A 10,261-nucleotide genomic window follows, 5' to 3' on the forward strand; every position below is an offset into this window, starting at 1 on the left:
GCATCGGGAAGCTCTACCCCTTCACGAGCCACTGGGCACTGAGCTTCTCCAACACGCCCGACTACCCGTTCTCCCCGTCCTTCGTCTCGATCGGCTCGCCCCGGGGAACCGGCGACCACACCATCAGGGAGTGGTGGAACGGCCCCGCCCTGCACCACGTCACCACAGCCGCCGAAGCGGTCGCCATCGCCGTCGGCCGGATCCCTGCCGACCTGCCGGGCGTCTCCTGAGAACCCTGCACAAGACTCCTGAGAGCGACGCCGGCGGCCCAGGAAGGGAAACGATCGGGCATGGCCGACCGCATCGGCCTGCGGCATTCCACCGACGAGCAGACCAACGCCCGCCAACTGCACGCCCCGGCCGCGCTGCCGGCCGCCGGCGCTCCCGTCCACGAGGACCCCGCCACCTCCACCTGCCAACCCTCCCCCGACCGTGCCGGCTTCACTCGGCTCCTGCACAAGGTCTCCGCCGGCGACACCATCCGCATCGCCGACACCGCCCGCCTCTTCCGCTCCGTCACCGACGTCCTCGCCCTGCGGCCGGTGCTCATCCACCGCGGTCTGCACCTGCGAGTCGAGTCCGGGCTGTTGTCCGGCATCGACCTCGCCTCCGACGCCCCCGGTACCAAGATGGTGGTCTCCGTCCTCGTCGCCGTGCTGGAGTTTCAACGCGACGTGATCAGCGAGAGCACCCGCGAAGGCGTCGCCGCCGCCGAAGCCGCAGGCAAGACGCTCGGCCGCCCCGCCGCGCTCGACCCGGACCAGGCAGTGAAGGTGGTCGAGGCGTTCGACGAAGGAGCCGCTGTCAAGGCCCTCGCCCGGAAGCACCAGGTCGACCCGAAGACGATCCGTCGTCCTGGACGCAGCTGGCGCCCGCGAGCTGCCCGAGCGGCTCGACGTCCTCCCGGACCCGGCCACCGAGCAGCCGTCGGCACCGGACCCGGAGATCACCCTCGACCTGCCTGGCCTGTTCGCCGACCACCTGCTCGCCGCAGGCGATGAGACCGTCCACCGCGCCGTCGCCACCGGGCGGCCCTCCAGCAGAGCGCGGTCCTGGCTGCCGAATTCGTCGAGCCCGCCGCGCGTAAGGCCCACCGGGTCTACGCCACCCGCCTCACGGCTATGGGGACCACTCCCTGATCTCCAAAGCCGCGACCGGGCTCGCCGCGGCGTTCCCCGATCCGCTGCCGCAGCTCATCGCGGCGACCGATCCCGTCCACGTCCAGAGCTGGCCCATCCGCGACCGCAAGCCCCTCAAGCAGTGGTCCAAGAGACGCGTCACCCTCATCGAGGACGCCGCCCACCTCACCTCCCCGGACGCCGCCTACGGCGCCGGCACGGCCATCGAGGACGGCTACTTCCTCGGACTCAGGCTCGCCGACCTCGACCTCACCGACCACCACACCGTCAGCCAGGCACTCCAGAAGTTCGAAGCCGCCCGCCCCAGCCGTCGGCGGCGACGGTGTGGGCCCTCTTGATCACGGAGCTGTCGTTGGCAGAGGAGGCCTGCCACGCCGGCCGCCGCCTGCCCCGGGCCGCTTCAGTCGGCCGGCTGTTCGCCAACAGCCCGGCCGCCGTCGACCTGTACACGGACGGCGTGCACCGGGCACTCGGCGACGCCGGAACGCCCGGACCGCAGACGGAGGTCAGTGGCAGTCGTCGCCGGTCCACTTCCGCAGCAGTGCCTCACGGTCCTCGCGGGAAGGGGTGTTGTCGGCGGCCTGGGCGCGACGCCACGCGAGCAGCTCATCGACTGCCGTGCTGCCGTCGGCGAGCCGTGTCAGGAGCGCGCAGGACAGTTCGTACTCGGTGGGCGTGTAGATGCCGCCGGTGACGGCCGAGGCCACGCTCACCTCCACGAGGCCGTCGGTGGCGTCCACGCACACCGTGTAGGAGGGCGGAAGCTCACCATCGCCGGTCACCGCCACGACCAGGTTGTCGAAAGCCATGGACACCAGCCGCCGGGCGGCGGACCGCACGGCCACGTCACGGACTTCGATCCGCCGCACCTGGCTCCAGCTCCACGACCTGCCCTGTCCGAGTCCCAGGGCTTCGACGCCCTCTTCGGTCAGCCGGACTCCGGTTGCCGCACCGACCGGCTCGGCTCCCACATAGACGCAGTCCTCGGTGATCCAGAACAGGCCGACCAGGGCCATGGGGTGCCTCCCAGATGATGCGTGAGCGAACAACTACTGCATTCGCCCCTATGTCACCGGTGAAGACGATGCGCACCGCCCGGGAAGTTCCCAGGCCAGAGCCCAGCATGACGGAACTTGTGCAGCCAGGATGCGGTGCAGCCGCACCGTGCACGCCGCTATGAGTGAATCGTTGAGGGTGCTCGGCCCGGCCGTCGACCATCCTGATGTCCGCACTGGCTCCACCGTGATCACCCTGCTGACCGGTATGCCACCGCCTCCCCGCCCCGCCAGGACTGCAAGCCGTACGTGTCCAAGACGCCCTGCATGTACCGCGATCCGGGTCGGCTGGAGTCGGGCGGGTCGCTGGTGCAGGGCATGAAGGTCGCCATCACCGGGGACACCCAGGTCTCCCGTGAGGAACTCGTCGCCCGCTCGGTGACGGCCGGGCTGAACATGATGACCTCGGTCAGCGGTCAGACCAGCGTCGTCGTCACCAACGACCCCGACTCCGGATCTGCCAAGGCGCGCCGTGGACGAGGGCGTTCCGCTCGTGGACGAGCCGACGTATCTGCGGCTGCTGGAGGGTGTGCAGCCCGGCCAGGCCAAGGGCACCGCCCGGCAGCGTCGCGTGGCGGAAACGCCCGCGAGCACGCCCACCGTGTCTGCGCCGACGCCGAGCGTCCCGGCCCAGCGGACTGCCGCACCGACCGCACCCACCGTTACGGCGGACCAGCCGCTTGCCGGGCGCAGGGTCCTGGTCCTGGGCGGTACTCACGACGCAGCCGCAGAAGCACGTGCGCGTGCTGTCGCGCTTGGAGCCTCCGCGGCGGTCAACCTCTCCGCCAGCGTGTCCGACGTCGTCGTGCTGCCCGGCGGCGAAGCGGACCGGCGCATGAGTCGCATCACCACTCTCGGCCTGCGCGTGCACGACGCCGACTGGCTCCTTGCACCTACGACTACGGCCATGCCCGCGCCGGCACAGAGCGCGGCCGGGAACCAGCCGGACACGGCGGCGGTACTGGTTCGAGGGGCTGTCATCGATCTGTCCGACACCGGCACGGCCTGGACGGTGGCCGCCGCATGGCGTCAGCAGACCGTCTGTGACGTGGACGTCGTAGCTTTCGCGGTCGATGCGCAGGAACAGGTGCCGGGGGACGAGGACTTCGTCTTCTACGGCGCACCCGAGCACCCCGACGGCACCGTGCGCCTCGGCACGGACGGTCCGACGGAGCAGGCCGTTACCGCCGACCTGGAGCGCCTGCCCCTGGAGGTCCACCGAGTGGTGATCGCCGCCGCGATCGACGGTGCCGCGACCTTCTCCGACGTCGGAGCCATCGAGATCACCGCCAGGTGCGGGGTCGGCGCGGCACCGACCGCCCGGGCCACCCTCGACGCCGCCACCACCGAACGCACCATGATCCTCGCCGAGCTCTACCGCCGAGGAGACGGCTGGCGGCTGCGTGCCGTCGGGCAGGGCTACGACCATGGCCTCGCCGACCTTGCCCGCGGCTACGGTGTCGACGTCGCCGAGTAGCCGACGGGGCCCTTCAGGAGGGCTGGACCCTCAAGGAGCTGTCGCTCGTACGTGTCATTGCGGGGGGGATGACGGAGCGGTGTGGGCTGCTCCCCTGCATCGCTCGTCCCCTTTGAATGCACGACAGCGCGCACTACTTGGCCGAATCGCCGGGGGTGCGGGTCCTGGAGGCTGGGAACCGGGTGCGTGGCGGTCCGCCTATGCGTTGCGTGACCGGGGGCTGTTGATGGTCAGGCGCGGCGGAGACGAAGCGCGTTTATGGCTGGGTGCGTCGCTCGGCGGCGTCGAACGCGGGCGCGAGCGGAGCCAGCGCCGCGCAGAGCTGGTCGGGCAGTGAGCCGGAGAGCACGACCAGTCTTCCGGCGTCGAAACTCCCGGCGGCCTCTGCGTTCCCGGCCGGCTGGAGCCAGCGTTCCAGCGCGATGCGAACCGCCGCGGCGACGCTTGCCGCGAGAACGCGGGCTGTGTGCGCTTCGGTGTCGTCCAGGCGTTCGGCGATCACCGCCGTGAGAGGGCGCTCGATGCCGGCGGTGGTATCGAGGAACGCGTCGCGCAGCGCGGTCCGGGTGGTGATCAGCAGCAGCGCCTCCTGTTCGCGCTCGCCGGTATTCATGTATTGCTCGACCACTGCTTCGGTGACGGCGTCAGCCAGGCGCACTCCTGCGGGCCGGGCCGCGACCGCCGCCGCGATCCGCGCCTCCCGGTCCGCGGTCACAGCGGAGACAATCGCCTGCTCGCGGCTGGCGAAGTAGTTGTTGTAGGTGCGCGGCGAGACCCCGGCCGCCTCGGCGATGTCCTCGACCCGCACATGGTCCGGTCCGTGCTCGACGGCCAGGCGCAGGGCCGCCTCCCGTAGCGCCTGGCGCGTGGCCTGCTTCTTCCGCTCCCGCAGCCCTGGTCGTGGTGTCGTCACGGCGTCAGCGTTCCACACAGGGCTGCGTGTGCGCAAAGTTGCATCGACGCAAACTTGCGGGCACGCACTTTTCCTGTCAGCCTCGACCCGACCGAGACCGACAGAGAGGACGTCACCATGCGAGCAAGAGGGATGACCTACGACACCGGATTCGTCACGCACGGCCAGATATCCCGCGAGCGTTTGGACCCCGCGGTGGTCCGGCGCGAGCTCGCCATCATTCGCGACGACCTGCACTGCAACGCGGTCCAGATCATCGGCGGCGACCCGGACCGGCTGGAGCTGGCTGCCGATGCCGCCGCCGAGCTCGGCCTGGAGGTCTGGTTCTCGCCCTATCCGCTGGAGCTGGATCCGGAGCAGATCCTCACGCTCTTCCGCGACTGTGCCGCGCGAGCGGAACGGCTCCGGCGGCAGGGGGCCACAGTCGTGTTCGTCGCAGGGGTCGAGCTGAGTGTGATGAACCGCGGGTTCCTGCCCGGAGAGAGCCCGGAGGAGCGGGTCGAGCAGCTGATGAGCCCACCCGAGCGGCGGGTCGAAGCGATGGGCGAGCTCGGCGTGCGCATCAACGCATTCCTCCGCGACGCCGCGGCCACGGTCCGCGAACGCTTCCAGGGCAAGCTCACCTACGCATCCATCCAGTTCGAGCAGGTCGACTGGACTCCCTTCGACATGGTGACGTTCGAGCTGATCCGCTCCGCCGAGGTCGCCGACCGGTTCCGGGACGCGGTGCGCGCCCTGGCCCAGGGCCCGAAGCCGCTCGCCATCACCGGGTTCGGCACCGCGGCCTACCGCGGCGCGGGAGACCGCGGTGGGCGGGTGCTGGAAGTGGTCGAGTACAGCCCACAGACCAAGGCCCCTGTGCGACTGAACGGCATGTACGAGCGCGACGAGGCCGGCCAAGCCGCGTATCTGAGCGAACTGCTGGAGATCTTCGAGACCGAGGGTGTGGACAGCGCGTTCGTGTTCTTGTTCGCCTTGCCCGGCTACCCGCACCGCCCGGACGGCGACCCCAGGGACGACTTGGACCGGGCCGGCCTGGGCATCGTCAAGCTCCTCGAAGGACGCCGGGGGCAGACCTACCCCGACATGGAATGGGAACCCAAGGCCGCCTTCGCGGCAGTGGCGCAGCGGTATCGGAGGTGACGGGCCCCGAGCAGATGGAAGCGGTATTCGCCGAGCTCGGAGCTCATGCGGCGGCCAAAGCCGCGGCATGGGCGCTGACCGGCGCGGCCCGGGAAGAACTGGCGGCCCGCGGTATCGCCGTCTCGGCACTGCACGTCGGCTACATGGACACCGGCATGGCCGCGAGCGTTCCCGCCGGTCAGAAGGTCGACCCCGCCCAGGTCGCCGCCCAGGCCTTGTCCGGCATCGAGGCGGGGCTGCCCGAGATCCTCGCCGACGAGACCACCCGGTACGTGAAGCAGCGCCTGGCCGCATCGCCGGACGCGACGTGAGGCGCACACCCCCCACCCGGCGGCCTTGAGACCCGGCGACGGACACCGCTCCGGTCACAGCCGCCTGCCGCACCGGCGGGGGCACCAGGAAACCGAAACAACCTCCACGAAGTGTGTCGTACGGGCGGATGCCCGGGACGAACAGAGGCCACGTCTCCCTGCGGACGGGAAACGGAGACGACGATGAAGGCTTTCCTGATCGAGCGGTACGGCGACAAGGACGGCGGCCGCATCGCCGAGGCGCCGGACCCCAGGTGGGCGCCGGCGACCTGGGGGGCCGGGTCCACGCGGCGAGCGTGAACCCGCTGGACTTCAGGATCCGCGACGGCGGCTTCAAGGCGATCCTGCCGTACCGTCTCCCTCTCGTCCTGGGCAACGACCTCGCCGGGGTGGTGGTCGGGGTGGGATCGGACGTCACCCGGTTCACGGTGGGCGACGAGGTCTACGCCCGGCCCGACAAGGACCGCATCGGCACCTTCGCCGAACTCATCACCGTCCACCAGAACGACCTGGCACCCAAGCCGGCCACCCTGACCATGGCGGAGGCTGCCTCCCTCCCCTTGGTCGCCCTGACGTCGTGGCAGGCGCTGGCCGAGAAGGCGCAGGTCCAGCCAGGCCAGAAGGTCCTGATCCACGCGGGCTCCGGCGGCGTCGGCACCATCGCCCTCCAGCTGGCCAGGCATCTGGACGCACACGTCGCCACCACCGCGAGCGGGGCCAATGTCGGCCTGGTCAAGGAGCTCGGCGCTGACGTCGTCGTCGACTACCGGACACAGGACTTCGAGGAAGTCCTGGGCGACTACGACGTCGTCCTGGACACCCTCGGCGGCCAGACCCTGGAGAAGTCCCTGCGGGTCCTCAAGCCCGGCGGGAAGATCATCAGCATCGCCGGACCTCCCGACGCGCACTTCGCCCGCAAGCTCGGAGTGAGCCCGGTCCTGCGACAGGCGATGAACGCGCTGAGCCTGAAGACCCGGCGCCACGCCAAGCGACAGGGCGTCACCTACTCCTTTCGACCGCCCACCGCTTCGGGATCGGAGTGAAACCTCCGGTCTCGGGCTTGCGAGCGGTGTTTCCCATGTCGATGCCGAGGGTGGCGGCATGTTCGACGAGGTGCTGGCGGCTCTGGCCGCGAACTTGTGCTCGTCGACGGACTGAGCCCTGCGGACGTCGTGCTTGTTCATCGCGAGGCACTGGGCGTGCTGCGCTCCGGCATCGACACAGCCCACCTCGACGCATACAGCGACGATGCCTGGCCGCCCGCGGTACGACACTCCTACGAACGCGCGCTGACCTTGGCCCGGCAGGAGGTGGCGGACGGTACGCGCTCCCCACGCGCCGATCCCGGAACGGGGATCGAGACCGACGTCCGTGACGACGCGCAGTTCGAGCTGCTGCTGGACTTGGCTCCTCACACGATTAACGCCGAAGGCTGGCAAGGGGACCGGCTCGTCTTCAGCACCAGTGACTCGGGAACCGCTCTGTGGATGGCCGTCACGGACGAACAGGCAGAACAACTCCTGGCCCGACTGGACGCGCTGGGGATTCCGCCCATCGCGCTTTCCACCCGGTCCCCCGGCCGCTGAAGCACAGGCACCAACCGCCCGAAGCAGCGGCGAAGGGACCCCCACAACTGGTTGGCGCGGCGGGTGGTCAGGCGCTCGGCCGGTCCCGCAGCGGGCTGACCACCAAGGTCCACCTCGCCTGCGACGGCCGGCGCCTGCCTCCGGCTGTCCTCGTCACCCCAGGAAACGTCAACGGCTCCACCGCCTCCGAACAGGAAGTGGCCAGCCCACTCAGTGAGGTGCAGGCCGTGGGCAGTGTCGCAGGCCTGACGTAAACGACATGAGAGCGCCCCACCCCAGGCCGGGTGGGGCGCTCTCATGCTGCTAGCCGCGTCCCTGTTGGCCGTCGTGTGCGGCTTCGGCTCGGTCGTCGATGACGATGCGGACGGCGTCGGCTCCGTCGCCGCGGTGGGGGCGGATGACGATCTCCTGCACGGTTTCGGTGAGCCGTTCGTGGAGGTGGGCGGCGATGGCGCGGGTGCCGGCGTCGTCGGCGGTGTGGCTGACGCGGTGGAGGCTTGTCAGTGCGGCGACGGGACTCGGCCCGGACACCTTGACGAGGATCGTCCCCGCAGCGTCCTGAACTTCCGCCGGGAGGTGGAAGTGCTGGTCTCGCCCAGCGTGCTCGACCAGGAATTCCCAGGTGTCGCGGTGGGCGTGGAGAGTGGCGGCGGAGATGCCCGCGGCGGCACGGAGGATCTCGAGGTCTTGCTCGTCCGGCTGCTGCTCGATCCGGGGTACGGACTGGGGCGGTTCGGAGTTGACGGCCGGTTCGGGCTGGTCGTCTTCGGCTGGACCTGGGGCCGGGGTGAGCTCGGGTTCCGGCGTGGGCGGTTCGGACGCCGGTGCTGCGGCGGTGCGGAGTTGCCCCTCGAGGTGGGCGATGCTGCCGCGGATGGCTACGAGCTCACCGCCGATGTTCGTGACGGGGCCGGTGATGATCTCGTTGGTGCGGGCGATGGCTTCGCGGGCGACGGCTCGGATCTCGGTGAGGCCGGTGTTGATGGCGGCGGTGGCGTCCTGCCGGATCTGGTCGATGGCGTGCTGCTGGCCGGCGACCTGCTGCTTGATGGCGGCGAGGCCGGTACCCGCCCTTGGCCTTGGCCATGGATACAGTCCAGACTAGACCCATGGCCAAGGGCGAGCATCGTGCGACCTTCAAAGAGATCATGGACTCTCTGGCTCCCGGGAGCACCCATGAGGGCTGGCTCTCCGTCGTGAACACCGGCGTGATCGACGATTGGGCCGGGGGTACCTGGCACCTGACCGGAAAAGAACTGGATGTGCGAGTCGCCCGACGACTCGCGATCAGTGCCGACCTCATGGTGTTGGGACGTGGAGGCAGCACTCAACTGGAGGATGTGCCCGCCGAGCAGCGCGCCGCAGTCTGGGAGACGGCCAGTCGACGCTACGAGGGTCCCGGCGGCAAGGTCGAAGGTCCCGAATGGCCGAAGGAACCGCTCTACTGCGCTTTCAAGTTCGCTTCGGAAGATGGACGAATCCTGCTGCTGATTGACGAGTCCTGCTGAAGTGGCGCAGCGCCGATAGAAACCCTGGCCGCGTACCCGTTGCGTGCCCGTATCGAGGGGAACGCGCAACCGGGCTCTTCCAAATGGGTGCTCCAAGACGCAGAGAAAAGCCGCTTGTCAAGATTACGTGGGGCGGCTGACACCAACAAGCGCGAACGGCAACAGTGGGCGCCGGACCTCAGTGGATGATCGACCGAGGCGCAGGCCCGGTCGACCGACGTCGATGGCCCCCTATGATCGACCTGATAAGGATGAGGACAGCCCTCAGCCTTCACTCGGTTCAGGATGTCGCTCTCAGAGGGCGGCATCCTGTGGTTCGGCGCGGCTGCTGAAGCTCTGCCGACCGTATGGGCAGGCCGGCCCGGTAAGAGCGGTGTCGGTTTCTTCGTGACCGTGCTCTGGGGAACCAGTGCGTGCAATCATGCTGAATTCCAGGCGAGTTGCGCGATCAGGCTGATCATTGCACCGATCTCGGGCGGTATTCGGACCAGGCTGCTGCCGTAGAGCACGAAGTGCTTGGCCCCCGTCAGTTTGGCGATGCTCGGCGGCAGGGTGATGACTTGCCGGCGCTCCTCGGTGCTGAGTTCGACCAGAGGTCGAACTCCTCCCGCCCGTCCTCCGCGGCCTCGTCGATCAACTCCAGCAGATGTCGCCACCCAGCGGCCGAGGTGTCCTGGCGCTCGGCGTGGAAACCGACACGGGCTCGCGGATACGGCTTGGCCTGGTCGAAGCACGCGCACTCATCCCGATAGGAAGCGCGTCCTACAGATGCCGGGTCCGACGTGTCGCCCCAACGGTTCACAAAGAGCCTCAGCCCTCCTTCATCCACCATGTGGGCAAGGTACGGATCTTCATCTGGCCGGCCCAGTGCTTCATGGGCAGTGGAACCCGCTCCCCGAGCCGCCTCCAGCGGTGGGCAGGCGGCAGGGTTCGTCGTCACACCAGTCCCGGAATCCGCGAACCCGCGCGTTTCCGCCCGCACCGACGGCAAGGCGTCCTTGCTCCTCGCCTTCACCGGCGCCGCGCTCGCCGGACTCGCGTCCGTCGCCGACCAGGACCTGCCGCCCATGGCCCGGGCGTTCGGCTCCATGGCCGTCCTCGCCTTCGGTGCGGCGGCGGCGCTGCTGCT

At 69.5% G+C, this 10,261-nt stretch carries 10 protein-coding genes and 5 pseudogenes; 11 read left to right on the forward strand and 4 right to left on the reverse strand.

The window, feature by feature from the left end; translation table 11 throughout:
* Positions 1-2: 2 nt before the first annotated feature.
* The 3 genes from ACH4F6_RS39385 (at position 3) to ACH4F6_RS39395 (ending at position 1,477) form a co-directional block, all read left to right on the forward strand.
* Positions 3-230, forward strand: coding sequence for a DUF6193 family natural product biosynthesis protein (locus tag ACH4F6_RS39385; RefSeq protein ID WP_397965483.1), 228 nt, complete (start codon positions 3-5; stop codon positions 228-230).
* A gap of 60 nt (positions 231-290) precedes the next feature.
* On the forward strand, positions 291-1,001 hold the full coding sequence (locus ACH4F6_RS39390; RefSeq protein ID WP_397965473.1) for a recombinase family protein: 711 nt from the start codon (positions 291-293) through the stop codon (positions 999-1,001).
* Positions 1,002-1,234: 233 nt separating this feature from the next.
* Positions 1,235-1,477 carry an FAD-dependent monooxygenase gene (locus ACH4F6_RS39395; protein ID WP_397965484.1) on the forward strand — a complete coding sequence of 81 codons (243 nt, stop codon included), beginning with the start codon at positions 1,235-1,237 and terminating at the stop codon, positions 1,475-1,477.
* A 168-nt stretch (positions 1,478-1,645) separates the two neighbouring features.
* Here the strand turns inward: ACH4F6_RS39395 and ACH4F6_RS39400 are convergent, their stop codons facing one another.
* The gene (locus ACH4F6_RS39400; protein WP_397965474.1) at positions 1,646-2,155 is read right to left on the reverse strand and encodes a hypothetical protein; all 510 of its coding nucleotides are present in this window, start codon (positions 2,153-2,155) and stop codon (positions 1,646-1,648) included.
* Between the two features lie 261 nt (positions 2,156-2,416).
* Between ACH4F6_RS39400 and ACH4F6_RS39405 the strand changes: the two are divergent.
* Positions 2,417-3,671: pseudogene (locus ACH4F6_RS39405) on the forward strand (TerD family protein); the annotation flags it as partial.
* Between the two features lie 256 nt (positions 3,672-3,927).
* On the opposite strand, the gene ACH4F6_RS39410 reads toward ACH4F6_RS39405, so the two are convergent.
* Positions 3,928-4,584 carry a TetR/AcrR family transcriptional regulator gene (locus tag ACH4F6_RS39410; protein WP_397965476.1) on the reverse strand — a complete coding sequence of 219 codons (657 nt, stop codon included), beginning with the start codon at positions 4,582-4,584 and terminating at the stop codon, positions 3,928-3,930.
* A gap of 132 nt (positions 4,585-4,716) precedes the next feature.
* Between ACH4F6_RS39410 and ACH4F6_RS39415 the strand changes: the two genes are divergently transcribed.
* The 3 genes and pseudogenes from ACH4F6_RS39415 to ACH4F6_RS39425 form a co-directional block, all read left to right on the forward strand.
* Complete coding sequence (locus ACH4F6_RS39415; protein WP_397965477.1) at positions 4,717-5,727, forward strand: hypothetical protein; 1,011 nt, start codon at positions 4,717-4,719, stop codon at positions 5,725-5,727.
* 29 nt (positions 5,728-5,756) lie between these two features.
* Positions 5,757-6,038: pseudogene (locus ACH4F6_RS39420) on the forward strand (SDR family NAD(P)-dependent oxidoreductase); the annotation flags it as partial.
* A 183-nt stretch (positions 6,039-6,221) separates the two neighbouring features.
* Positions 6,222-7,078 (forward strand): annotated as a pseudogene (locus ACH4F6_RS39425) (NADP-dependent oxidoreductase); the annotation flags it as partial.
* Here ACH4F6_RS39425 and ACH4F6_RS39430 read toward each other — a convergent pair.
* A pseudogene (locus ACH4F6_RS39430) lies at positions 7,044-7,169 on the reverse strand (IS5/IS1182 family transposase); the annotation flags it as partial. The pseudogenes ACH4F6_RS39425 and ACH4F6_RS39430 overlap by 35 nt on opposite strands.
* An 8-nt stretch (positions 7,170-7,177) precedes the next feature.
* On the opposite strand from ACH4F6_RS39430, the gene ACH4F6_RS39435 reads away from it, so the two are divergent.
* The 4 genes and pseudogenes from ACH4F6_RS39435 to ACH4F6_RS39450 all read left to right on the forward strand — a co-directional run bounded on the left by ACH4F6_RS39435 (position 7,178) and on the right by ACH4F6_RS39450 (position 9,132).
* A complete protein-coding gene (locus ACH4F6_RS39435) occupies positions 7,178-7,624 on the forward strand; it encodes a hypothetical protein (RefSeq protein WP_397965485.1) in 447 nt (148 codons plus the stop codon).
* A gap of 56 nt (positions 7,625-7,680) precedes the next feature.
* Positions 7,681-7,806 (forward strand): annotated as a pseudogene (locus ACH4F6_RS39440) (IS5/IS1182 family transposase); the annotation flags it as partial.
* Between the two features lie 115 nt (positions 7,807-7,921).
* A complete protein-coding gene (locus ACH4F6_RS39445) occupies positions 7,922-8,824 on the forward strand; it encodes a hypothetical protein (RefSeq protein ID WP_397965478.1) in 903 nt (300 codons plus the stop codon).
* Positions 8,821-9,132: a hypothetical protein gene (locus tag ACH4F6_RS39450; protein ID WP_397965479.1), complete on the forward strand. Its 312-nt coding sequence runs from the start codon at positions 8,821-8,823 to the stop codon at positions 9,130-9,132. The genes ACH4F6_RS39445 and ACH4F6_RS39450 overlap by 4 nt, the downstream gene beginning before the upstream one ends.
* Positions 9,133-9,551: 419 nt before the next feature.
* On the opposite strand, the gene ACH4F6_RS39455 is transcribed toward ACH4F6_RS39450, so the two are convergent.
* Positions 9,552-9,788: a hypothetical protein gene (locus ACH4F6_RS39455; RefSeq protein WP_397965481.1), complete on the reverse strand. Its 237-nt coding sequence runs from the start codon at positions 9,786-9,788 to the stop codon at positions 9,552-9,554.
* Positions 9,789-10,261 lie beyond the last annotated feature (473 nt).

Origin of the sequence: Streptomyces sp. NPDC017936, from assembly GCF_044328485.1 — a bacterium.
Taxonomy (GTDB): domain Bacteria; phylum Actinomycetota; class Actinomycetes; order Streptomycetales; family Streptomycetaceae; genus Streptomyces.